We start from the raw sequence: 22493 nt of genomic DNA on the forward strand, positions 1-22493 counted from the left end.
GCGCTCAGCGTAGCGTCGAGCCGGGCAGGTTGCCGTCGAACGCATCCTGCAGCAGCGCGCGCAGGCCGTCGCGTTCGATCGGGCGCGGGTTCCAGTACGGATTCGCGGCCGCGAGGTCGGCGGCGCGGTCGAGGTCGGCTTCCCGCATGCCGATCGCCTTCAACGAGATCGGCGCGCCGTTGTCGCGTGCCAGCGCGTAGAGGCCGCGCGCGGCGTCGTCCGTGCCGATCGCGCGGGCGATCCGCTGCATCGCGTCCGGCGCGTGCGCCGCGTTGTATGCGAGCGCATGCGGCAGCACGACCGTGTGGGTCGGTGCGTGCGGCAGATTGAAGCTGCCGCCGAGCGTATGGCAGAGCTTGTGGTGCAGCGCCATGCCGACGTTGCCGAGCACCATCCCGCACAGCCACGCGCCGTAGAGCGCCTGGCCGCGCGCGTCGAGATTGGCCGGGTCGCGGCGCACGCCGGGCAGGCCGCGCGCCAGCGCGCGAATGCCTTCCTCGGCCACGAGGCTCATGACCGGATTCGCGTTGTTCGCGTAGAGCCCTTCCGCCGCATGCGCGATCGCGTTGAGGCCGCTCGTCACCGACAGTTCGACCGGCAGCGTGACCGTGAGCGCGGGATCGTAGATCACCGTCTTCGGCAGCACGCGCGCGTCGTTGCCCGTACGCTTCACGCCGCCTTCGGTGAGACCGTAGATTGGCGTCATTTCGCTGCCGGCGTAGGTCGTCGGGATCGCGAGGATCGGCAGGCCGCTTTCGAGCGCGATGGCCTTGCCGAGGCCGATCGTCGAGCCGCCGCCGATCGCGACCGCGCAATCGGCGTCGCGGGAGCGGGCGAACGCCTGCGCATCGCGGGCGATCTCGATCGGCACGTGCATCGTCGCGCGGTCGTACAGCCCGGCGGCGCGCGCACCGAGCCGCTCGACGATGCGCTCGGCGAGGTCGCGCTGCTCCGGCGTGCACAGCACGATTGCGCGCTGCGCGCCGAGTGCCGGCACTTCGCGTTCGAGATGCGCGAGGCTGCCCGCGCCGAAGACCACGCGGGCGGCGCGCGCTTGGTAGAGGAAGTCCATGTGCTCGTTACTCCGTTGCGTAGTCGACCTGGTGGCGCGCGATGCGCAGCCCGGTCAGCGCGTCGCGCACGCGGGCGTGTTCGGGATGCGTCGCATAGCCGTCGAGCGCTTCGCGCGACTCGAATTCGGCGACGAGGATCAGGTCGCATGCGTAATCGGCCGCGCTGAAATCCGCGCCGATCTCGAGGTGCGTCATGCCCGGAATCCGGCCGCGCAAGCTTTCGAAGGCCGTCTTCACGGTGGTGCGCGCGACGCTGCGTTCGTGGTCGGTTGCGCCGGCAACCTTCCACATCACGACGTGCCGGATCATGCGGCACGCTCCGCGCGATTGAGCACGAAGCCGTAGTCGAGCGTGTAGAACGGCGTGTCCATGCGCGAGCCGTCGGGCGCGATGCCGGGCGCATGCCGGACCCAGTCGGCGACCAGCGTCGAACGCACGCCGAACACCGCATCGGAGTCGAGATAGCGGTCGCCGTCGCGGAACACGTGCGTGATCAGCGTTTCGTAGCCGCGCGCTTCGATCATGAAATGCAGGTGGGCGGGGCGCCACGGATGGCGGCCGAGCGCATCGAGCATCGCGCCGACGGGGCCGTCGTGCGGAATCGGATACGGCTCGGCGAGGATCGAGCGGAACGCATAGCGGCCGTCGGCGCCGCTGCGCAGCCGGCCGCGCGCGCGATGCGTGACCGACCCGTCGTCGCCAGGCAACTGCACGTCGTAGTGGCCGTCCTCGTCGGCTTGCCACACTTCCAGCGACGCATGCGCGACCGGCGTGCCGTCGATGCCGCGTACCTGGCCCGACACGAAGCACGGCTCGCCGCATGCGCCGTTCGCGATGTCGTCGAACATCCCGAATTCGGGGCTGCCGTCGACGTAGAACGGCCCGAACACGGTCGCCTCCGTGCAGCCGGCCGGCTTTGCATGGTTCTGCGCGGTCACGAGCGTCGACAGCCCGAGCACGTCGGACAGCAGGATGAACTCCTGGCGCTTGTCGTCGGTGATGCGGCCGACGGCCGTCAGGAAGCCGATCGCGGCCTGCCACTCGGCCTCGGTGAGCTTCGTTTCGCGGGCGAACGAATGCAGGTGCTGGACGAGGCTCGTCATCACCGTGCGCAGCCGCTCGTCGCGACAGCCGGAGAGCGACGCGATCACGGCCTGCGTGATGGTGTCTTCGTTGAGATTGCGCATTGGGGTTTGTCTCCTGATGTCGTTCGATGGCGCGTTGACGTAACATTAATTCCTCCCCGAATCGTAAAAAAGTGGGTTTGGAGGAGTTTTGTTCTCCGCCAGGTGGAAGAATCGAACGCATGGACAAGTGGACGCAAATCGAGTTTTTCGTACAGGTGGCGGAGCTCGGCAGCCTGTCGAAGGCCGCTGAGCGGCTCGGCATGTCGAGCGCGGCGGCGAGCCGCTGCCTGAACGCGCTGGAAGAGCGGCTGGGCGCGCGGCTCGTCGAGCGGACCACGCGCCGGCTGTGGCTGACCGACGCCGGGCACGAGTACCACCGGCGTTGTGTCGCGATCCTCAACGAGCTGTCGGAAGCGGACGCGGCCGTCAACGAAGCGAGCGTCATTCCGGCCGGTACGCTGCGCGTGACCGCGTCGGTGTCGTTCGCGTCGATCTGCATCGCGCCCGCGCTGCCCGAATTTCACCGGCGCTACCCGAACCTGAACGTGCAGATCGTCGCGGCGAACCGTTACCCGGATTTCATCGAGGCCGGCATCGACGTGGCGATCCGCACGCGCGAACACGAAGCGGATTCGGGCATCACCGTGCGCAAGCTCGCCGAGACACGGCGCGTGCTGGCCGCGTCGCCCGGGTATCTGGCGAAACACGGCGCGCCGGCGACGCCCGACGCGCTGGGCGATCACCGGCTGCTCGTCTACAACCTCGCGAACGATCCGTACGTGCTGCATTTCCGCCATGGTGCGAAGAAGCAGTCGGTCACGATCAAGAGCGTGCTCGATGCGAACGAAGGGCAGGTGATCCGCGCGGCGGCGCTCGTCGGGCTCGGCATCCTGATCCAGCCGCTTTACATCATTCACGACGATATCGTCGCCGGGAAGCTGGTGCCGGTGCTGACCGACTGGCAACTGCCCGCGCTCACCGTCAACATCGCGTACCAGAGCCGCCGACACCAGCCGGCGAAGATCCGCGTCTTCACCGAGTTCCTGATCGAGCGTTTCGAACGACTCGGACTCGCGCGCAAATGGAAGGAAGTCGGCCGCTGAGTACCCGCGGGCGCCGCGCCGTCGCGCATTTCTCCGTGTGACGGAGAACTGTTCTCCCGATCGTCGTCTTTTTCGCCGCTGTCGTGCGTTTTACATTGCGTCTCCCCGGGCCGGCGGTGTCCGGCTCGCGATTACACGATAACAATCGGTCTGGAGACGACATGAAATACGCATTGCGACGGGTGCCGTTGGCACTCCTGATCGCCGGAGCCGTGCACGTTCCGGCGTCGGCTGCCGAGAGCGGGCAGATCAGCTATCCGTTCGGCGTCAACACGGTGCTGAACGGTCTGCTGCCGCCGCCCGGCCACACGCAGTACTTCAACTATTCGCTTTACTACACGGCGAACCGCTTTGCCGGACCGGACGGCGGCGGCGCGGTGCCGGGATTTCACCTGAGCGTGGTCGCCGAAACGCCGCGGGTCGTCCATACCTGGGGCGCGACGCTCGGGCCGTTCTCGTTGTCGAGCAGCGCGATCGTGCCGATCGTGCGCCTGCATCTGTCGACGCCGGGCGGCACCGGCAACCGCACGTCGCTGGGCGACGTGATCCTCGAGCCGTTCATGATCGACTACGCGAATGCGTCGCAGACGTTCTTCGCCTTTTTCTCGCCGTCGTTTGCGGTGCCGACCGGCGCGTATGCGGTGAACCGGATCGCGAACCCGGGGCTGAACACCTATGCGTTCCTGCCGTATCTCAGCACGACGTGGTTTCCGGGCCGCGACTGGGAGATTTCGACGAGCACGCTGCTGGAGCTGAACTCGCCGAACCACGCGACGCGCTATCACTCGGGCGCGCTCGCCGTGCTCGACTACCTGATCGGCTATTCGCTCGACCGGCGCGTGCAGGTCGGCGTGCAGGGCACGTTCCTGAAGCAGTTCACGGACGATACGCAGGACGGCGTGAAGGTTGGCGCGGACGGCTTTCGCGGGCAAACGGTCGCGATCGGTCCGCAGTTGCGCGTCATGTGGGGGCCGGCGTCGGGCGTGGTCGTGAAGTACCAGCACGAGTTCGCGGTGCGCAACCGGCCGCAGGGCGACAAGCTGTGGGTGCAGTTCAGTTTCCCGCTGTAGACGCGCGGGGCGTGAACCCGGGCTGTCGAAACCCTGACGGATCAAGTTGATATATTGTATCATCTGACGTTTTCGTCGCCGGCCGGCCGGGTTGCCGGGCCGGCCGCGTGCGACGACACCAACGAAGATCGATACGACGTGACGAGAACCGGACATACCCCGGCGCGCGGGGAGCGGCGCCATGCCGCGCCGCGCCGGAACACGGGCGCCTGGCGCGCACGCGCGGCACGCAGTTGCACGACCTTGCTGGGCTGCGCGATGGCCACCACCGGCGCGCTGGCCGCCGAAGCCGCCGCCTCGGCGCAGGACGACCGGCACGCGCTGCCGGCGATCAACGTCACCGCATCGTCCGCGTCGGCCGACCCGCTGACGCAACCGCTCGAAACGGGCTCGCGGCTCGGGCTCGCGAGCCTCGACACGCCCGCGAGCGTCGAAACCGTCACGGCCGACACGATCGAGGCGCGCGGCGATCGCACGGTGCTCGACGCGGTCACGCGCACGGCCGGCTTTGCGAGCGCGATCGCGCCGGGCACCGGCGGCACCGCGCTGAGCGTGCGCGGCTTCAGCGGACAGGAGTCGGTGATGACGTTGCTCGACGGCGTGCGGCTGATGCCGGCGGCCGGCACGATCACGTTTCCGTTCGACACATGGTCGGTCGCGCGCATCGAGGTGCTGCGCGGCCCGGCATCGGTGCTGTACGGCGAAGGGGCGATCGGCGGGGTCGTGAACGTGGTGCCGAAGCGGCCGCAGCGCACGCGCGAGACGACGCTGCAGGTCGGCGTCGGTCCGGACGGCGCGAAGCGCTTCGCGTTCGATACGACGGGCGCGCTCGGCCCGCGGCTGTCGTACCGCTTTTACGCGAGCGATGCGCGCGCGAACGGTCTCGCCGAGCGGGCCGATACGCATACGACGGCGATCGGCGGCGCGCTGACATTCGACGTGAGCCCGCGGCTCACGCTGACGCTCGACTACGACTACGGGCGCCAGATGCCGGCGACGTACTATGGCGTGCCCGCGCCGAACGGCGTGCTCGATCCGTCGCTGCGCAAGCTGAACTACACGGTCGGCGACGCGACGATTTCCTACTACGACCAATGGACGCGCCTGTCGGCCAGCTACCGGCCCACGGCCGGCGTGACGATCGACAACCAGCTTTACTATCTGACGTCCAACCGCCACTGGCGCAACGCCGAATCGTACGTGCTCGACCCGGCGACCGCGCGCGTCACGCGCGGCGACTATCTCGACATCGGTCACCACCAGCGGCAGATCGGCGACCGGCTCAGCGCACGCTTCGACGGGATGCTGTTCGGCCGGGCGAACCGTTTCGTCGTCGGCACGGAATTCAGCCAGACCACGTTCAGCGGTACCAACAATTCGCCGTACGGCGGCGAAACGACGGTACCCGTGCACGGCTTCGATCCCGGCGTCTTCACGAGCCCCGACCCGACCGTGCCGCAGTTCAGCACGCGCGCGCGGCAGGCCGCGGTATTCGCGGAGAACCGGCTCGAGGTGCTGCCGCGGCTCGCGTGGGTGAGCGGCCTGCGCTACGACCACATCGCGTTCAGCCGCGAGCAGGCGGCGACCGGCGCGGGCTTCGACAAGCGGTTCGCGAACATCGGCTGGCGCACCGGTTTCGTGTTCGACATCGCGCCGATGTTCAGCGCGTATGCGCAGTACACGACGGGCGCGGAGGGCGTCGGCTCGCTCGTGACGCTGTCCGCGTCGCAGATGAACGACCGGCTTGCGACCGGCGCACAGTGGGAAGCCGGGCTCAAGCAGACGCTGCTCGACGGTCGCGCGTACTGGACGGTCGCGGTGTACGACATCACGAAGCGCAACCTGCTCAGCACCGACCCGTTCAATCCGGCGCTGCGCCAGCAGGTCGGCCGGCAGTCGTCGCGCGGCGTCGAGCTGACCGGCGGCGCGCGGCTGCCGCACGGCTGGACGATCGATGCGAACGTCGCGCTGCTGCGTGCGCGCTACGACGCATTCAACCAGACGGTCGGCGGCGCGACGGTGTCGCGGGCCGGCAACGTGCCGTCCGGCGTGCCGCAGCAGACCGCGAACCTGTGGGTCGGCTGGGCGTTCGCCGAGCGCTGGCAAGCGAACGCGGGCGTGCGTTACGTCGGCGCGACCTACGGCGACGACGCGAATCGCGTGCAGGTGCCGTCGTATACGGTGTTCGATGCGTCGCTGCGCTGGCAGCCGACGTCGCGCACCGAACTCGCGCTGTATCTGCGCAATCTCGCGAACCGCACGTACGCGGTGACGACGTCGAACGGCGGCGAGCAATGGCTGCTCGGCCCGTCGCGCTCGGCGGAGCTCGTCGCGACGATGCGCTTCTGAAGCGGCACGACATGCGCTCCGTGACCCACATGCTCGACATCGAACGCGTGCGCTGGTCGCCCGGCGGCGCGCCCGACGTCCTCGATGCGGTGACGCTGACGGTCGCCGACGGCGAGTTCGTCGGGCTGGTCGGCCCGAACGGCAGCGGCAAGACGAGCCTGCTGCGCTGCGTGTTCCGCTACGCGCGGCCCGACGCCGGCCGCGTCGCGCTCGACACGCAGGACGTGTGGCGCATGCGGCCGCGTGCGGTCGCGCAGCGCATCGCGGTGCTGCAGCAGGAAACGCCGGACGATTTCGGGCTGACGGTCGACGAACTGGTCGGCATGGGCCGCACGCCGCACAAGCGGCCGTTCGATGCGGAGTCGGCCGACGATCGCCGGATCGTCGACGCCGCGCTGCACGATGTCGGTCTCGTCGAGCGTCGCGCGCAACGTTTCGCGTCGCTGTCGGGCGGCGAGAAGCAGCGCGCGCTGCTGGCCCGCGCGCTCGCGCAGCAGCCCGAACTGCTGTTGCTCGACGAACCGACCAACCATCTCGACCTGCGTCATCAGCTCGAACTGCTCGCGCGCGTGCGCCGCCTCGGCATCGCGACGCTCGCGACGATTCATGACCTCAATCTCGCGGCCGCGTACTGCGACCGGCTCCATGTGCTCGCGCATGGCCGCGTCGTCGCGTCCGGCGCGCCGGACGACGTGCTGACCGAAGCGCTGCTGCGCGACGTGTTCGGCGTCGCCGCGCTCGTCGATCGCCACCCCGTCACGGGCCGGCCGCGCATCACGCCGCTTCATCCGGAATGACCGCCATGCTTGCTGCCTTGTCCTCCATCTCCCGCCGGCTGGTTGCCGCTGCCGTGCTCGGCTGCGCGGCCGGTCATGCGGGGGCCTATCCCGTGACCGTGCGCAGTTGCGATCGCGACGTGACGTTCGAGCGTGCGCCGACGCGCGCGGTGAGCAACGACGTGAACCTGACCGAGATGATGCTCGTGCTCGGCCTGAAGGATCGACTCGTCGGCTATACGGGCATCGGCGGCTGGAAGACGGGCACCGCGCGCGTGCGTGACGCGTTGCGGGGCGTGCCCGAACTGGCGAGCCAGTATCCGTCGCTGGAAGTGCTGGCCGCCGCGCGCGCCGACTTCTATCTCGCGGGCTGGAACTACGGAATGCACGTCGGCGGGCCGGTCACGCCCGCGACGCTCGCGCCGTTCGGCATTCGCACGTACGAACTGACCGAATCGTGTTCGCACGTGATGAAGCAGTCGGCCGCGTCGTTCGACGACGTGTTCCGCGACCTGAACAATCTCGGCCGTATCTTCGGCGTCGATGCGCGCGCCGCGCAGGTCGTCGCCGGAATGCGCGCGCGGCTTGCGGCGGTGTCGCGCGCGATCGGGCGCCCGGCGCCGCTGCGCGTGTTCGTGTACGACAGCGGCACCGACAAGCCGATGACGGCAGGCGGGCTCGCGATGCCGACCGCGCTGCTCACGGCGGCGGGCGCGCGCAACGTGATGGACGACCTGCCGCGCAGCTGGACGCAGGTGAGTTGGGAAAGCGTGGTCGCGCGCGATCCGCAGGTGATCGTGATCGTCGACTATTCGGCGGTCACGGCCGCGCAGAAGCAGCAGTTCCTGTCGAGCCAGCCGGCGCTCGCGCGCGTGGCCGCGATTCGCGACCGGCGCTTCGTTGTGATTCCGTACGATGCGGCGACGCCGGGCCCCGAGAACGTCGCGGCCGTCGAGACGCTCGCCCGCGCGCTGTATCCGGCCGCATTCGCCGGCGCGGCACGATGAGCGTGCGCGGGCAGGTGGCGCGGCCCCGCATGCGCGTGGTGCTGCCGATGCTGGCCGTGCTGTTGGTCGTGTCGATCGTCGTGTCGGCCGCGTTCGGTCCGGCGCCGATTGCGATGCCGGATGCCGTACGAATCGTCGCCGCGCACGCCGCGTCGGCGTTCGGTGGTGCCGACGCGTTCGCGGCGGTATCGGGCGACGACAGCATCGTATGGCTGATCCGGATGCCGCGTGCGCTGCTGGCGGCGCTCGTCGGCGCGACGCTGGCGACGGTCGGCGTCGCGTTGCAGGCGGCGACCGCGAACCGCCTGGCCGATCCGCACCTGCTCGGCGTGAGCGCGGGCGCGATGCTCGGCGCGATCGCGGTCACGGTGGTGGCCGGCGCGGCGTTCGGCCCGTTCACGCTGTCGGTCGCCGCGTTCGCGGGTGCGCTCGCGGCGACCGGCTGCGTGGTCGCGCTCGCTTACCGCGGCGGCCGGCTCGAATCGGACCGGCTGCTGCTCGCGGGCGTGTCGGTGTCGTTCATGATGGCCGCGTTCGGCAATCTGCTGCTGTATCTCGGCGACCAGCGCGCCGCGTCGTCGGTGCTGTTCTGGATGCTCGGCGGCGTCGGGCTCGCGCGCTGGGATCTGCTGCCGGTGCCGGCCGTGTGCGCGGTGCTCGCCGGCGGCGCGCTCTATGCGCGTCGACGCGAACTGAATGCGCTGATGTCGGGCGATGTCGCCGCCGCGTCGCTCGGCGTGCCGAGCGCGCGGATGCGGCGCGAGGTGTTCGTCGTCGCGTCGTTCGCGACGGGCGCGATGGTCGCGGTGAGCGGCGCGATCGGCTTCGTCGGGCTCGTGACGCCGCATCTGTGCCGTCGCGTCGTCGGGGCCGAGCACGGCCGGCTGCTGCCGGTCGCCGCGCTGGCCGGCGCGATCCTGCTCGTGTGGGCCGATGTCGCCGCGCGCACGCTCGCGGCGCCGGAGGATCTGCCGATCGGCATCGTGACCGCACTGTTCGGCAGCCTGTTCTTCGTCGCGCTGTTGCGCCGGCGCTGAGCGAAGGGGCGGGCAGGCAGCGGCGGGTGGACACCCGCCGCCTGTTTCATCGCAGCGGGACGACCGTGCCCGTGCCGCTGCGGCGGCGCGCATCGACATGCGTGCTTTCCACGTGCTGCGCGACGTCGAAGAGACTGTCCGGCAGCGCACGCGCGGGGAGCGTGATCACGAAGCGCGCGCCGCCGAGCGGCGAATCCTCGAGCCGCACGTCGCCGCCGTGTACCTGCGCGACGCGCCGTACGATCGCGAGCCCGAGCCCGAAGCCGCCGGTCTGCCGGTCGCGGCTCGAGTCCAGCCGCTGGAACGGCTCGAACACGCGGGCGCGTTCGGCGGCCGGAATGCCGGGGCCGTCGTCGTCGACGCTCAGCACGAGGGCGCCGGACCGGTCGCGGGTGGCGGCCAGCAATACCTTGCGCGACGCATAGCGGGCGCCGTTGCGGATCAGGTTCAGCAGGGCGCGGGCGACGAGCTTCGGGTCGCAGACGTGGGTCGCGGGTGCGTCGAGCGTCGACACGTCGAGCGCGATGCCGCGATCGGCGATGTCGTCCGCGACGTTGCCGGCGACGCTGTCGATCAGCGCGTCGACGACGACTTCCATCGGCGCGAGTTCGCTCGCCCCCTGTTCGAGCCGGCCGATCGTCAGCAACTCGGTGACGAGCTCGTCGAGTTCGCGCACGTCGCGCCGCAGCGCGTCGCGACGCTCGCGCATCCGGCCCGTTTCGTCGGGATCGGCGAGCAGCGCGAGGCCGAATTCGAGCCGGGCGAGCGGCGTTTTCAGTTCATGCGAGATGCCGTGCATCATTTCACGCTGCTGCTTGATCGATGCCTCGATGCGCGCGGCCATGTCGTTGAACTGCTGCGACAGCTCGTAGATGTTCGATTTTCCCGACAGCTTCACGCGCGTCGACAGCGTACCGGCGCCGAATGCGCGCGCGGCGTCCTGCAGCCGGCGAATGTCGCGCCAGTGATAGTGAATCCACAGCACCACCGCGAACAGCGTCGCGAGCGCGAGCAGCATGTACGCATAGATGCGGATGTCGAGGTCCGGCGCCTCGATCGGGCGCGCATGCAGCACCGAGCCGTCCGCGAGCGGCATGTAGTAATCCTTGCCGTTGTAGCTGATCGCGATTTTGCCGGCATCGAGATCGCGCAGCGGCGCGCCGCTCAGCTGCGCACGCGCGTCGGCCATCGACATGAAGCCGAATCCTTCGCGGCCGTGCAGCGCCAATTCGCGCAAGGCGAGCTCGCGCTGCGCGCCCGGATGGCGTTCGAGGTAATCGTTCAGCACGAACGAGTAGGTCGTCAGCGAGTCGCGCTGCGCCTGCGCGCCGCGCTCGTAGAAGATCCGGTCGAACGACAACTGGATGAAGATGATCGACGCGCCGACGAACAGGATCACGACGAGGTACAACCGGAGCAACGGGCGCAGCATTTATTCGTCCCACGCAGAAGGGCTGAACAGGTAGCCGCGACCCCAGATCGTCTTGATCTTGTGCGGCTCCGACGACGCATCCTCGAAGCGGCGGCGCAGCTTCGAGATGCCGGAATCGACCGAGCGGTCGAGCCCGTCGAATTCGATCCCGCGCAACTGCTTCAGGATGTCGTCGCGGCTCAGCACGGTGCCGGCCGCGCGCGCGAGGATCAGCAGCAGGTTGAATTCGGCGGTCTTCAACTCGACCGGCTCGCCGCGCCACGTGACGGTGCGGTTCGGCGGCGAGATCGTGAGTTCACCGAATACCAGTGCGTCGGGCGCGACCGCGGGCGTGTCCGCCGCAGCCGGCTGCGCGCGACGCAACAGCGCGCGGGCGCGGGCGACCAGCACGCGCGGCTCGATCGGCTTCGTCACGTAGTCGTCGGCGCCCGTCTCGAGCCCGGCGACCTGGTCGTACACGTCCGCACGCGCGGTCAGGATCAGCACGGGGACGTTGGTGAACGCGCGGATGCGGCGGCAGACTTCCATGCCGTCGAGATTCGGCAGCATCAGGTCGAGTATCACGAGGGCCGGCTGATGCTCGCGCACCGCGGCGACGGCGAGGTCGCCGCGCCGCACGACCGTCACCGCGAATTCATAGCCGTCGAGGTATTCGCGGACGAGCTGCGCGAGGCGATCGTCGTCCTCGATCAGCAGCACACGGTATTTGAGCGGAACTTCGTTCATGGTCTCCTCAGGATGCACGCGCCAGCTCACACGCAGGCCGATGCGCGGCGCGGCACGCGAATTTTATCCGGCGGACCGGCGGCCGGGGCAGCAGGGCGACAATCTCGAACAATCGAACACAATTGAGCACAGATTCGCCGCACATTCAGGACAGTCTCGGCGCGGGGCGGCACCTAGACTGCGGGCTTCGTCACTCTTATCTCAATATTGTGCGCCCATTACTTCGCCGCTACCGCTATTGCATGCCGCTCGCCGGCCTGACCCTCGCCGCCGCCGCTCACGCGGAAAACCAGTATTCGTTGTCGCTCGGCGGCGGGTTCGCACCGCGCTACCCGGGCAGCAACCAGTATCGCGGCGTCGTTGCGCCGTCGTTTTCCGCCACGTTCGGCAACGGCTTCTTCATCGACAGCACGGAGGGTGCCGGTTATCGGCTGAACCTGCCGCACGGGGCGTTCGTGTCGGCGGCGGTGAGCTACGACGCGGGCCGCGCGGACGAGAACCGCTTCGACCTGCCGGGCTCCGACTACCTGAAGGGGATGGGCCGGATTCCGGGCTCGGTGCTCGTCGGCGTGCGTGCCGGGGTGACGCTTTTCGATGCGGCGGAGCTGAGCGTCACGATCGATACGCCCGTCACGCACACGTCGCGCGGTGTGTCGGGGCACGTGGATCTCGCGGTACCGGTGCTCAAGACGTCGCAGCACGAGATCGTCGTGACGGGCACCGTGCACGCGGGCTCGGGACGCTACATGCAGACTTTCTACGGCGTGACCGACGCACAGTCGATGACGAGCCGGTTCCGGCCGTATTCGGTGAGCGGCGGAATCGACAGCGCCGCGATGGCGGTCGCGTGGACCTGGTCGCTGTCGCGGCACTGGTCGGTGCTCGCGACCGGCGGCGTGACGCGGCTGCTCGGTCGCGCGGGCGACAGCCCGATCGTCCAGTCGCGCAACAACTATTACGGCATCGCGGGCGTGACGTACAAGTTCTGAGCGGATGGCCCGGTGTGCGCAGCGCGCGCACACGAACCCTCGGCGTCGCGCCGTCGCCGCGAACCGCGTGCGGTAACATGCGGGCGGGTTCGGCGTCAGGCCGGGCCTGCGACGCAGGTGCGCCGAGGCGGCTCGGCCGGGTCGCGAAAGACCGCCATTCGCCGGCCGGCTTCGTCAGGAAACGGCCGGCGGCGTGCGGAATCGATCACGCATGCGACGCCCGGTCGCGCACGAATGCCGCACAGGGACCGCCGGGCCGCGACAGGGAGAAACCGATGAAGAAAACGATCGCGATGCTCGTTGCACTCGTTGCGAGCGCAACCTTTTCAGGATGTGCGGACATGGACACGAAACACCCCAACGCCACCGCCGGCGGCGCGGCCAGGGCCCCTTTGCAGCCGGGCGCCGCGCAGGTATGCAAGGCGGATGCCGCGCCCGACGATGCGCTGGTCGGCAAGACCGAAGCCGATGCGACCGCGCTGCTCGACGGCTGCCTGTGGCGCGTGCTCGAGCGCGACGGCAAGTCGTTGCCGGGCACGATGGATTACCGGGAGGAGCGTCGCAATCTCGGCATTCGCGACGGGAAAGTGATCTGGGTGCGGCGAGGGTGACGGATTCAGCCGCCGACGAAAATCGGTTGCGGCCGATGTCGCTTTTGCGAGTGCGGCTATCGCCGGCATGCACGTCGCGCGCGACCGATCGGTCGGCCGCACGCGTCGCGATTCATCGCCGCGGGTAGCGGCATGGGTGTCCGCGGCGGTCAGGCGCCTCGATACCGTCGTCGACCGGGGCTCGCACGACGCGTGACGCGCCGCGCTGACCGGCGCGTCATGTCACGCCGCGACCGTTCCGGATTGCGGCACCGATGCCGTGGTGTCGACCGTCATCGCCGGCGTGACGAGCATCACGCCACGTGCGAGCGGGTCGCTGACCGATGCCGCCAATACCGCTTGCCCTTCCTCTGTCGCGTGATCGGCGGCGACGGCCAGTGCAGCGAGCGCGAGCGCCGCGCCGCCCGCCCCGTTGGCGAGCCCGAGGTGGCGGCTGCGCTCGGCGGCATCATCGCCCCAGATCTGCTCGCTGACCGTCACGACTTCGGTGCGGCGACTGCTGCGTTGATCGGCGTCGGTGACGAATCCGGGTGCCGACAGGTCGGGACGTAACGTCGACAAGCGCGTACGCGTCGCCGCCAGCAACTGTTCGAGTGTCGTCGCTTCGGCCTTGCCGTGATCGGCGGAAATCGCGCGGCGCGCGGCCGCGAGCCGGTGGATCGACGGGACGGACATCGCATGCGGTGTGTCGGGATGGCCGAGCAGCAATGCACATGCGCCTTCACCGGGCATCATGCCGTTCGGTCTATCGCGACCGTAGAGCCGGCCTGCGCGATCCAGCGCGTCGACTGCGTCCTGACTGGCGGTGGAATCGAACGCGAGGACGACGTGCAGTTCGCCGGACGGTTGCAGGTGCAACGCCTGGATCAGTTCGTCGACGACCGCCCATGCTTGTACGGGATCGGCGACCGTGCGCAATTGCGCACGGACGATACCCGGTGCGACGGCTTCCCGCGCCGCGTGCGCATCGAGCCATGCGGCGAGCGTGGCGGCGACGGGTCGCCAGCGCTCCGGCATCAGCAGATGGAGCCTGAGCGGCGGCGCGTCGGCGGCCGCGCCGGACAACACGGCATGACGCTCGCGCAATTCGTCGAGTGCATCGGCGGCCAGCAGCAGCCCGCGCCAATGCTCGTCCTGCAGCGTTTCCCGCGCGTCGGTTGCAAGCAGGCTGGTATCGAGCCGGTCGAGCGACACCGAGTCGACCGTGCTTGCGAATACGCCGGTTCCGTCCGGGCGTTGCAGTTCGGGATGAAGCGCGACGGAACGCTCTTCCCGGGCCGCCGCATCGATGTCTGCGGTCGTCGCCCCCGTCGGCAGCCTCACGCTGCTGTCGAGCAGCAGGGCCGACCACGTGTGCGACGTCGGATCTTGCGTGGCAGCGGCGCCCGTCGATGCGGACGAACTCGGCGGTGCGACGGCCGCGAGCGCCGGATGCGGGCCGAGCGCCCGGCGCAGCCATGCCGCGCAGACGGCGAGGGCCGCCGGCAGCACGAGCCCGCACAGCAGCAACTCCCTGGCGGTGGGGGCATGCCGGGTCGTTTTCCACCAGACGAACACGGCGATCCACACCGCGACGAACAGCGCGGCGACGAATGCCGTCTTGCGCAATCGCGTGATCATTTCCGTCGATTCCCCCGTGACTTGCGGCGTCGTGTATCAGTTGCCGTCGCTGCCCGCCGTCCGGCTCGCGACCAGTACGGCGCCGCAGGCCGTCTTGTAGCCGTCGCGCGCGACGCCTTCGCCCTGCACGATCATTGTGTCGTCGCCGTCGACGATGTAATTCGGGCCATGGATCGGACACGTCACCGTGTCGTTGCGGCGCGCGATGCCGCGGCCGTCGACCGACGACAGCGTGGACGCGCTTGTCACCGTGCCGCCATGGCTGTGCTTGTCCCCGAGGACGATGAAGGGTTGGGTCATCCGGATAGGCCTCCTGGCTGGAATCATCGACGATGCAGCGCCGCTTTGCCGCCCGGTGCGGGAGGGCGCGCGCGTGTCATCGGCAACGTTTTTCGAATCGATTCCGGCTGAATCGGGTATTTATTACCTTTCGGCAATAGTTGCCTGTTTCGATTGAGCCGTAATGTAGCTTTCGAGCCGAAGGCCGTCATTATCGTGCGTGATGGCCGCACGTCAAGGTCGGCATTTTTAAATCCGGGTCTGTTTGCTTATGGCGAAGCCCCGCGACGTAATCTAAAATAGTAAGCTTCAATAGGGGTCGCATCACCTGATCCGATTGGCGTGCGTACAGCCAGACAGCGGGTGGTGTTGCGGGGGAGCCCGCGCATTTCCCGCCGGATCGGCATGTCGATCGCGCGATGCCGGCAGTCGTGCATCATCCCGTGTTCGTCGCAGCAATATCTATTTAAAAACGTCAAATCCTGAGAGAGCGGGATCGCATGAGCGTCATCACGGAATTTGCGTCTCTTTTTGGCGCATTCAATCGCCTGTATTCGCTGGACGGATCGGGCGCGCTTGCGGCATTTCAAATCGAGCGCTGGACCGGCCGCGAATCGCTCTCCGATCTCTTTGAATGGAACGTCGATGCGCTGTCGACGGATCCTGCACTGGATCTCGACGCGATGCTCGGGCAGCGTGTCGCGATTCGCACCACGCTCGCGAACGGCACGACGACGCTGCGCAGCGGTCTCGTCGCCGAGGCCGAGTGCAGGGGCTACGACGCAGGCCTCGCTCGCTACCATCTCCGGATCGTGCCGTGGCTCGCCGCACTCGCGCATGCGCGCGACGAGCGAACCTTTGTGAACCAGACGCTTGCCGACGTGCTCGACACGGTGTTCGCGCCGTACGCCGGGATCGCGCGGTGGCGCCTCACGCCGGATGCTGGCCGGCGGCTCGATGCGCTGGGCCCTACTGCGTATCGCGTGCAGTACCGAACCCATACGCACTACGAATTCGTGCAGCATCTGCTGGCCGAGGCTGGCCTCGGGTTCTGCTTCGTCGAAGACGAGGACGCGCCTGCCGGGCATACGATGCTGGTCTTCGACGACAGCGCGCAGCTGGCCGAGGACGATACGTCCGCGCGACGCGGCGGGGTGCCGCGCCGCTCGAGCGGGACGGCGACCGGCGCCGACGACGTGATCCTCGGGATCGGGCAGTCGCTGTCGCTGACGGCCGATCGCATCACACTGATCAGCAGCGATTATCGCGTGAACCGGGCGACTACCGCGAGTACGACGCTCGGCCGACCGGCGGGCGCGCGCGAACTCTACGACGACGTCGGGCCGGAGGCGTTCGACAGCTTGCGCGAAGCGGAAGATACGGTAAGGCGCCAGGCCGATGCGATCGTGTCGCGCGCCAGTTTCTGGACCGGCTACGGCACGCTGCGCACGGCGCGCGCAGGACGCGCGCTGAAACTCGTCGATGCCGGCTGGCAGCCCGTGCGCGGCGCCGCGGCGCCCGAGGATTTTCTGCTGACGCGCGTCGAGCACGTCGGGATCAACAATCTGCCGGCGACCGTGATGGAGGCCATCGAACGGCGACTCGGGCCGTTGCCGGCGGCGGCGCTCGATCCGCGCGTGGTTCGGCAAGCGCAGGCCGGCGGTTATGCAAACCGGTTCGATGCGGTGCCGCGAACGCAGGTCTGGCGGCCCACGCTGGCCGACGGAACCGGGCAGCGACTCAATCCGGTTCCGACGGCGCTGGGTGCGCAGACGGCGATCGTCGTCGGGCCGGCCGGCGACGCGCGGCCCGGTTCGACGGGGCCCGTGCACGCCGATGCGCAGGGACGGTTGCGCGTTCGCTTCCACTGGCAGGCGCAAGACGATGCGGGTACGTATCCGACGCGCGCCATACAACGGCTCGCGAGCGACGGGCACGGCCTTCAGCAGCTGCCGCGCATCGGTCATGAAGTCCTCGTGCAGTTTCACCATGGGCTGATCCACCGGCCGATCGTGCTCGGCGGCCTGTTCAATGGCCGCGGCGAAGGCGGCGAGTCGCCTTCGCCGGGCGGGGCGGCCGGCAAGCCGCTCGACGCGTCGATCTACACGCAGGCGGGCGATCATGCGCCGAGCGCGCAGGGCAATCTGGCAAGCGGGCTGAGCCCCGCGTGGCATGGCGCCGGCGGCGGCACCGATCGTCACAATCACGCCGGCGCGCTGTCGGGCTTCAAGAGCCAGGGTTTCGACGGGCATGGCCACAACCAGCTCGTCGCCGATGATTCGGACGGCATGGGACGCCTGCAGATGGCGACCACGCACGCGGCCACGCAACTGAACCTCGGTCATCTGCGCCATCAGGCGGACAACTATCTCGGCAGTTTTCGTGGCCAGGGCGTCGAATTGCGCTCGGATGCGTACGGTGCAATGCGTGCGACGCGCGGCCTGCTGGTGTCGAGCTACGCGCCTGCCGGCGCCGCCCAGCCGGCGGGCGATGCGTCCGCGCTGCAGGCGCTGCTCGCGCGGCACACCGCATTGGTTCGGCGATTCGACCAGACGGCCGATACGCACGGGACGCTGCCGTTCGCCTCACAGCGCGGCGTGGAGCAGGCGGGCCAGTCGTCGTTGAACGGCAGCGCCGCGCCGCTGGATGCGCTTGCGCAGAGCTTCGCGACGACGGTCGGCGCGAACGGCTACACGCAGGCGTCGGCCGACGCCGCCCAGCGGTCGACCGGCAACGCACTGCCGCACACGGGCGACCCCGTGCTCGGCATCGAGGCACGGGGCGGGCACGGGCTGGTTGCCGGCCAGGCCCTGCAATGGGCGGCCGGCGAAACGCTGTCGCTCGGCAGCGGTGGCGACTTCAATCTCGCCGCTGCGCAGCAGCTGCGCATTCACAGCGGGCAAGGCATCGGCTGGCTGGCCGGCGCGAGCCATGCGGAGCGTGTCGGCATCGGCATGATCGCCGGCAAGGACGGACTGACGCTGCAGGCGCAGCGCGATGTGCTGGGCCTGCACGCGCGCGACGATCTGACGCTCGCGTCCGCGAGCGCGGACGTCGAGATCGCCGCGAAGAAGACCGTGCATCTCGCGGTGAGCGGAGGGGCGCACGTGACGATCGAAGGTGGCGACGTCACGTTCGGTTGCCCGGGCAAATTCGTCGTATATGCCGCGCAGCATGCATTCGTGGGGCCCGCTCAACTGAATACGCCGTTGCCGCAGTTTCCCGAAAAGGTCTGTGTCGAATGCCTGCTGCACGCGATGCAGTCGGGCAGCGCACTCGCGGGCAAGGCGATCTGAGCATGACGATCGAAACGACCGACTGGATCGACCGCTATCCCGACGACACGCCGGACCGGCTGAATGCGCTCTTCGAGCGCGTGCCGGCCGACGGCCGTTGGCACCTGCTGCTCGACATGAGTTTCGCGCCGGCGTTGCGTGACCGGATGCCCGCGGTCGAGCGCAACGATGCCGTCGTGTTGTACGAAGGGGTGTACGACGGCGACGACTTGCTGGCGATTTCGCCGTGCCTCGTACCGCTGCCGGCGGACGCGGCGGCGCGCCGGGCGATGCTGGAGACCGTGCTGCGCGAGACGTCCGGACGACCGATGGTGAGCCTGCTGCATGGCGCGCGCGATACGGCCGCGCTCGCCGCGCATCTGCGCGGACAGATGGAGGCGAGTGCGGCATCCGACGGCGAGGCATTTCTGGTGCGTCTCGCCGATACGCGTTGCCTGCCCGCGTGGCTCGCGGCGCTGACGCCCGCACAGCGCCGCCGCTTCACGAATGGCATCGACGCGTGGCATGTGTTCGATCGCACCGGCGCGCTCGTCCCGCTCGATTTCGACACCGTGGGCGAGGCGGCCGGCGGTGAAGCGGACGCCGGGCGCAGCGGCGAGCCCTACGTGCTCGACGACGAACAGATCGAATGGCTTCGACAGGCTGCGAAGATCGACACGCTGATTTTTCATGTTCGCCAGCGTCCGGAGAGTTTCGGCCGTCTGGTGGCCACGCCGTCGCAAGCCCATGCGTGTGTGAGTGCGGCGTGGGCGCGGCACGACGGTCCCCCTGAGGCGGCGTCGCGAGCCGCGCTCGATGCGCTCGTGGCGGCCGGGTATCTGGTGACGGAGCTCGCGCCGGCGACGTCGTCCGCATAGAACGACACGGGTTTGCGTGCATGCGACAGCGCACGTGGTTGATAGCGATCCACGCCGCACGGCGTCGGACAAGAGGATGAAAAGATGAGTTTGAATGCCGGTTCCACGACGTTTGCCGCTCGGCTGCTGATGTTCATGGCCATCCTGCTCGGGACGGCCGGATGCTCGCGTGCGACCGACGTGTCGCCTGCCGCATCGACTGCGGCCGGGGCGTCGGGCGGCGCGTCGGGCGGCGCAGGTGCGGCGGCCGCATCCGGCACGATGGGGCTGAAGCTGAATGCCCTCAACTACACCGACGTTCCGATCGGCGCGTTCTACGTCGACGGCACCTGGGGCGGGACGGTGCCGGCGCGCATCGGCAGCGGCGGCGGCGCGATCATCTGCTGCGTCGCGTTGCCGAAACAATGGCATCCGGGACTGACCGTCAACCTGCAGTGGCGGGACGACAACCTGTACAGGAAGGATCCGAAGGCGCTTGCGAGCCGGGTCGTACCGGTTGAGCGCTACGACACATTCTCGGACGGCTTCCTGTGGGTCCTGTTCTTTCCGCACGATCGAATCAAGGTCTATGCGTCTCAGTGGATGCCCGGCTACCGGGGCTTCCCCGAAAATCTCCAGGCGCCCGATGAAGCGTGCCCGGGGAACTTCACGTTGCGCAACAGCGACCCGCAGTGCCCGAATCCCGACAAGAGGATCATGCAATGAGTTTCCGCTTCGCGAGTGCCGACCGGCCTGACGTCGGCGTCGTCACCCGGGAGGAGCAGGACGCGATCATGCGTCGGCTGCACGACGACGACGGGATGAGTTGCTGCAAGACGCTGCATGTCGGCATCTTCTTCGACGGCACGCGCAACAACGCCGATCGCGATCGCACGGGCGGCAAGCACAGCAACGTCGCGCGGCTGTTCGACGTGTTTCCGCGCGACAAGTATCACAGTGCCATTTACGTGGCCGGCGTCGGCACGCCGTTCGTCGACGAGATCGGCGACCAGGGCGTCGGACTGCAGGCCGCGGCCGGCGCGGCGACGGGATGGGCCGGCGAGGGGCGCATCAACTGGGCGCTGCTGCAGATCCACAACGTCGTGCATGCGCACGCGTTCGGCAATTCGCTGTCCGCGGCGCTCGGCAAGAGCGACAAGGAGCTCGCGAAGGCCGTCAGCGTCGACCTGAATTTCAAGGGCATCGATCTCGGCGGCACTCCGCCCAAGCCGGGCAGTCTCGGCGACATCAACGCGCGCGGCAGTTCGAGCGTCGGTGCGCTCAAGCTGATGGCCGCCGAGCAGAACGGGATCGAACTGACCTGGGATCGCGACACGATCTGGGCGCAGCTCAAGGGCGAAGTCGATACGGCGAACTGGACCGCGACGATGCGCGCATGGGACGAGAAACGCCGCGTCGCATTGCGGGCCCGGTGCGCGCAGCTGAAGGCGCGCGTCGGCGATCTGCTGGTGAAGGGCAAGCCGAAACTGCAGCGCATTCGGCTGTACGTGTTCGGTTTTTCGCGCGGGGCGGCCGAGGCCCGCACGTTCTCGAACTGGCTGGCCGATGCGCTGGACCCCGATTTCAGCCTGTGCGGCGTGCCCGTGTCTTACGACTTTCTCGGCATCTTCGATACGGTCGCGTCGGTCGGCATCGCGCAAAGCACGGCCGCGACGCTGTTCGACGGGCACGGCGGCTGGGGGCGCAAGGAATTGATGGGCGTGCCGCGCTACGTGCGCCGCTGCGTCCATATGGTCGCCGCCCACGAGCCGCGCGGATCGTTCCCGCTCGACCTGATCGATGCGTCGCGGGACGGGCATGAGGAAATCGTCTATCCGGGCGTGCATTCGGATGTCGGCGGCGGTTACGGGCCAGGCGAGCAGGGGCGCGGCACCGGCGACGCGGACAAGCTGTCGCAGGTGCCGCTGCTCGACATGTATCGCGAAGCGCGCAAGGCCGGTGTTCCACTCGATATCAAGGGGCCCGGTGTCGCTGCCGAAGCCGCGGCGGCATTCGCGATTTCTCCCGCGCTCAAGCGCGCCTTTTCCGCCTATGTGAGCACGAGCGCCGACTATTACTACGCGAAGGAGCACGGCACGCCGGGCCTGATGCGCGCGCACTACGGGCTTTACCTGCGCTGGCGCAAGATGCGGCTCGACAATTTGCGTTCGCAACCGTCGTTTCTCGCCGCCAAGGCTGCCTATCCGCAGGATGCCGTCGATCTCGACAGCGCGAACGAGGAACTGCGGCTCGAATGGCGCGACCTGCTCGAATGCGAGAAAGAAGGCGGACCGACCGTGAGCCGGTACGCGGGCAACACGGTCAGCCGGAAGATCACCCAGAACCCGAAGGCGGCGGCCGTCATTTCGCCGGCCGTCCTGCCGATCGCCGCGGGCCTGCAGTCCGCGATTCCGTTCGTGGGCCCGCTCGTGCGCGCGAGCGCCAAGCGCGCCGAGGATTTCTTCCAGCTGCAGCTCGAAGAGAAATGGAAGCAGTGGCTCGAGGTGCGCGGCGACTGGAACATGGGGCCGCCGGAAGCGCCGATCAGCGCGCTGTACGACAACTTCATGCATGACTCGCGCGCATGGTTCAAGCCGCTGGGCGACGACGACGACGTGTGGAACCACAACCAGATCAAAGCGCTGAAAACGCGCCAGGCCGAGTTCGAGCGCAAGCACGCCGAGTGGAAGAAGCGCCAGCAACTTGGCGTGCCGGGACCGTCGCAGATCATGCAGATGATGGGGGCGGGTGCGCTCGGGCTCGGGCCGGCCGCCAACGTCGCGCCGGAGCCCGAACCGCGTTCGCCGCTGACCGCGCAGCAGGCCGGCATCCTGAAACGTTACGACGCCGCGCAGCAGGCTGCACAGAAAGCCCGCGCGGCCCGGGATGCCACCGCGCCGACCGACAGCGCCGTGCTGACCGACCCGAAAGTCATCGGTGGTCTCGCGCTGCAGGATTCAGGGCGCGAGTTTTCGTTCGTCTGGGGCTACCTGCGCTGGCGCACCGTCTACGTGAACGGCGTGCGCTGGGACGCGCCCCATGTGCCGAGCGTGCAGGAAGACATGGAGGCGATGCGTCAGCAGATGCAGCGCAACGTCGACATGAGCAAGCTGTTCCGATGAACCGATTGGACACGAACCAGCCGGCGCGACACGCATTCGC

Annotated in this window: 19 protein-coding genes; 12 read left to right on the forward strand and 7 right to left on the reverse strand. The window is 68.7% G+C overall.

The genetic code is table 11. The features are described 5' to 3' along the window. Nucleotides 1-4: 4 nt before the first annotated feature. From H0X90_RS06105 to H0X90_RS06115, 3 genes are read right to left on the reverse strand one after another with little or no spacing between them, the layout of a single operon-like run. Nucleotides 5-1072: a maleylacetate reductase gene (locus H0X90_RS06105; protein ID WP_077189651.1), complete on the reverse strand. Its 1068-nt coding sequence runs from the start codon at nucleotides 1070-1072 to the stop codon at nucleotides 5-7. A gap of 7 nt (nucleotides 1073-1079) precedes the next feature. Further along, the gene (locus H0X90_RS06110; protein ID WP_006492128.1) at nucleotides 1080-1382 is read right to left on the reverse strand and encodes a Dabb family protein; all 303 of its coding nucleotides are present in this window, start codon (nucleotides 1380-1382) and stop codon (nucleotides 1080-1082) included. Then, nucleotides 1379-2260: an intradiol ring-cleavage dioxygenase gene (locus tag H0X90_RS06115; protein WP_077189652.1), complete on the reverse strand. Its 882-nt coding sequence runs from the start codon at nucleotides 2258-2260 to the stop codon at nucleotides 1379-1381. The genes H0X90_RS06110 and H0X90_RS06115 overlap by 4 nt, the downstream gene beginning before the upstream one ends. Before the next feature lie 119 nt (nucleotides 2261-2379). Between H0X90_RS06115 and H0X90_RS06120 the strand changes: the two genes are divergently transcribed. The 6 genes from H0X90_RS06120 (at nucleotide 2380) to H0X90_RS06145 (ending at nucleotide 9542) form a co-directional block, all read left to right on the forward strand. Next, a complete protein-coding gene (locus H0X90_RS06120) occupies nucleotides 2380-3303 on the forward strand; it encodes a LysR family transcriptional regulator (RefSeq protein WP_077189653.1) in 924 nt (307 codons plus the stop codon). A 161-nt stretch (nucleotides 3304-3464) separates the two neighbouring features. Continuing rightward, a complete protein-coding gene (locus H0X90_RS06125; protein WP_077189654.1) occupies nucleotides 3465-4373 on the forward strand; it encodes a transporter in 909 nt (302 codons plus the stop codon). Between the two features lie 258 nt (nucleotides 4374-4631). Continuing rightward, nucleotides 4632-6722 (forward strand): TonB-dependent siderophore receptor, encoded by a 2091-nt coding sequence (locus tag H0X90_RS06130; RefSeq protein WP_077189666.1) that lies wholly within the window; start codon nucleotides 4632-4634, stop codon nucleotides 6720-6722. Between the two features lie 11 nt (nucleotides 6723-6733). After that, complete coding sequence (locus H0X90_RS06135; protein WP_043205766.1) at nucleotides 6734-7519, forward strand: ABC transporter ATP-binding protein; 786 nt, start codon at nucleotides 6734-6736, stop codon at nucleotides 7517-7519. 5 nt (nucleotides 7520-7524) lie between these two features. After that, complete coding sequence (locus H0X90_RS06140; RefSeq protein ID WP_006497573.1) at nucleotides 7525-8505, forward strand: ABC transporter substrate-binding protein; 981 nt, start codon at nucleotides 7525-7527, stop codon at nucleotides 8503-8505. Beyond that, nucleotides 8502-9542, forward strand: a complete 1041-nt coding sequence (locus H0X90_RS06145) for an iron ABC transporter permease (protein WP_048989013.1) — start codon at nucleotides 8502-8504, stop codon at nucleotides 9540-9542. Before H0X90_RS06140 ends, H0X90_RS06145 begins: the two co-directional genes overlap by 4 nt. A 46-nt stretch (nucleotides 9543-9588) precedes the next feature. Here H0X90_RS06145 and H0X90_RS06150 read toward each other — a convergent pair whose 3' ends face one another. Together H0X90_RS06150 and H0X90_RS06155 are read right to left on the reverse strand one after the other, a co-directional pair. Next, nucleotides 9589-10974, reverse strand: coding sequence for an ATP-binding protein (locus H0X90_RS06150; protein WP_034200732.1), 1386 nt, complete (start codon nucleotides 10972-10974; stop codon nucleotides 9589-9591). After that, entirely contained in the window at nucleotides 10975-11700 is a 726-nt protein-coding gene (locus tag H0X90_RS06155; RefSeq protein WP_006490542.1) for a response regulator, read from the reverse strand. A gap of 242 nt (nucleotides 11701-11942) precedes the next feature. On the opposite strand from H0X90_RS06155, the gene H0X90_RS06160 reads away from it, so the two are divergent. Together H0X90_RS06160 and H0X90_RS06165 are read left to right on the forward strand one after the other, a co-directional pair. Next, on the forward strand, nucleotides 11943-12689 hold the full coding sequence (locus H0X90_RS06160; RefSeq protein ID WP_069351984.1) for a MipA/OmpV family protein: 747 nt from the start codon (nucleotides 11943-11945) through the stop codon (nucleotides 12687-12689). 275 nt (nucleotides 12690-12964) lie between these two features. Further along, nucleotides 12965-13300, forward strand: coding sequence for a hypothetical protein (locus H0X90_RS06165; protein ID WP_077189656.1), 336 nt, complete (start codon nucleotides 12965-12967; stop codon nucleotides 13298-13300). 222 nt (nucleotides 13301-13522) lie between these two features. Here H0X90_RS06165 and H0X90_RS06170 read toward each other — a convergent pair whose 3' ends face one another. Together H0X90_RS06170 and H0X90_RS06175 are read right to left on the reverse strand one after the other, a co-directional pair. Beyond that, on the reverse strand, nucleotides 13523-14920 hold the full coding sequence (locus H0X90_RS06170) for a hypothetical protein (RefSeq protein ID WP_077189657.1): 1398 nt from the start codon (nucleotides 14918-14920) through the stop codon (nucleotides 13523-13525). Between the two features lie 36 nt (nucleotides 14921-14956). Beyond that, a complete protein-coding gene (locus tag H0X90_RS06175; RefSeq protein WP_006497567.1) occupies nucleotides 14957-15220 on the reverse strand; it encodes a PAAR domain-containing protein in 264 nt (87 codons plus the stop codon). A gap of 479 nt (nucleotides 15221-15699) precedes the next feature. Here H0X90_RS06175 and H0X90_RS06180 point away from each other — a divergent pair, with 479 nt between their 5' ends. From H0X90_RS06180 to H0X90_RS06195, 4 genes are all read left to right on the forward strand, one after another. Continuing rightward, nucleotides 15700-18495 (forward strand): type VI secretion system Vgr family protein, encoded by a 2796-nt coding sequence (locus H0X90_RS06180; RefSeq protein WP_077189658.1) that lies wholly within the window; start codon nucleotides 15700-15702, stop codon nucleotides 18493-18495. 2 nt (nucleotides 18496-18497) lie between these two features. After that, nucleotides 18498-19352, forward strand: coding sequence for a DUF4123 domain-containing protein (locus H0X90_RS06185; RefSeq protein ID WP_077189659.1), 855 nt, complete (start codon nucleotides 18498-18500; stop codon nucleotides 19350-19352). Between the two features lie 84 nt (nucleotides 19353-19436). After that, on the forward strand, nucleotides 19437-20057 hold the full coding sequence (locus tag H0X90_RS06190) for a DUF3304 domain-containing protein (RefSeq protein ID WP_077189660.1): 621 nt from the start codon (nucleotides 19437-19439) through the stop codon (nucleotides 20055-20057). After that, complete coding sequence (locus H0X90_RS06195; protein WP_077189661.1) at nucleotides 20054-22453, forward strand: DUF2235 domain-containing protein; 2400 nt, start codon at nucleotides 20054-20056, stop codon at nucleotides 22451-22453. Before H0X90_RS06190 ends, H0X90_RS06195 begins: the two co-directional genes overlap by 4 nt. The last annotated feature ends 40 nt before the right edge of the window (nucleotides 22454-22493 follow it).

Origin of the sequence: Burkholderia sp. 9775_39, from assembly GCF_015712225.1 — a bacterium.
GTDB classification, from domain to species: Bacteria; Pseudomonadota; Gammaproteobacteria; order Burkholderiales; family Burkholderiaceae; genus Burkholderia; species Burkholderia cenocepacia.

What these genes read in the sequence shown, in the direction of transcription:
- H0X90_RS06105 (WP_077189651.1), bottom strand. Translation starts at nt 1,072, where the DNA reads ATGGACTTCCTCTACCAAGCGCGCGCCGCCCGCGTGGTCTTCGGCGCG.
- H0X90_RS06110 (WP_006492128.1), bottom strand. Translation starts at nt 1,382, where the DNA reads ATGATCCGGCACGTCGTGATGTGGAAGGTTGCCGGCGCAACCGACCAC.
- H0X90_RS06115 (WP_077189652.1), bottom strand. Translation starts at nt 2,260, where the DNA reads ATGCGCAATCTCAACGAAGACACCATCACGCAGGCCGTGATCGCGTCG.
- H0X90_RS06120 (WP_077189653.1), top strand. Translation starts at nt 2,380, where the DNA reads ATGGACAAGTGGACGCAAATCGAGTTTTTCGTACAGGTGGCGGAGCTC.
- H0X90_RS06125 (WP_077189654.1), top strand. Translation starts at nt 3,465, where the DNA reads ATGAAATACGCATTGCGACGGGTGCCGTTGGCACTCCTGATCGCCGGA.
- H0X90_RS06130 (WP_077189666.1), top strand. Translation starts at nt 4,632, where the DNA reads ATGGCCACCACCGGCGCGCTGGCCGCCGAAGCCGCCGCCTCGGCGCAG.
- H0X90_RS06135 (WP_043205766.1), top strand. Translation starts at nt 6,734, where the DNA reads ATGCGCTCCGTGACCCACATGCTCGACATCGAACGCGTGCGCTGGTCG.
- H0X90_RS06140 (WP_006497573.1), top strand. Translation starts at nt 7,525, where the DNA reads ATGCTTGCTGCCTTGTCCTCCATCTCCCGCCGGCTGGTTGCCGCTGCC.
- H0X90_RS06145 (WP_048989013.1), top strand. Translation starts at nt 8,502, where the DNA reads ATGAGCGTGCGCGGGCAGGTGGCGCGGCCCCGCATGCGCGTGGTGCTG.
- H0X90_RS06150 (WP_034200732.1), bottom strand. Translation starts at nt 10,974, where the DNA reads ATGCTGCGCCCGTTGCTCCGGTTGTACCTCGTCGTGATCCTGTTCGTC.
- H0X90_RS06155 (WP_006490542.1), bottom strand. Translation starts at nt 11,700, where the DNA reads ATGAACGAAGTTCCGCTCAAATACCGTGTGCTGCTGATCGAGGACGAC.
- H0X90_RS06160 (WP_069351984.1), top strand. Translation starts at nt 11,943, where the DNA reads ATGCCGCTCGCCGGCCTGACCCTCGCCGCCGCCGCTCACGCGGAAAAC.
- H0X90_RS06165 (WP_077189656.1), top strand. Translation starts at nt 12,965, where the DNA reads ATGAAGAAAACGATCGCGATGCTCGTTGCACTCGTTGCGAGCGCAACC.
- H0X90_RS06170 (WP_077189657.1), bottom strand. Translation starts at nt 14,920, where the DNA reads ATGATCACGCGATTGCGCAAGACGGCATTCGTCGCCGCGCTGTTCGTC.
- H0X90_RS06175 (WP_006497567.1), bottom strand. Translation starts at nt 15,220, where the DNA reads ATGACCCAACCCTTCATCGTCCTCGGGGACAAGCACAGCCATGGCGGC.
- H0X90_RS06180 (WP_077189658.1), top strand. Translation starts at nt 15,700, where the DNA reads ATGAGCGTCATCACGGAATTTGCGTCTCTTTTTGGCGCATTCAATCGC.
- H0X90_RS06185 (WP_077189659.1), top strand. Translation starts at nt 18,498, where the DNA reads ATGACGATCGAAACGACCGACTGGATCGACCGCTATCCCGACGACACG.
- H0X90_RS06190 (WP_077189660.1), top strand. Translation starts at nt 19,437, where the DNA reads ATGAGTTTGAATGCCGGTTCCACGACGTTTGCCGCTCGGCTGCTGATG.
- H0X90_RS06195 (WP_077189661.1), top strand. Translation starts at nt 20,054, where the DNA reads ATGAGTTTCCGCTTCGCGAGTGCCGACCGGCCTGACGTCGGCGTCGTC.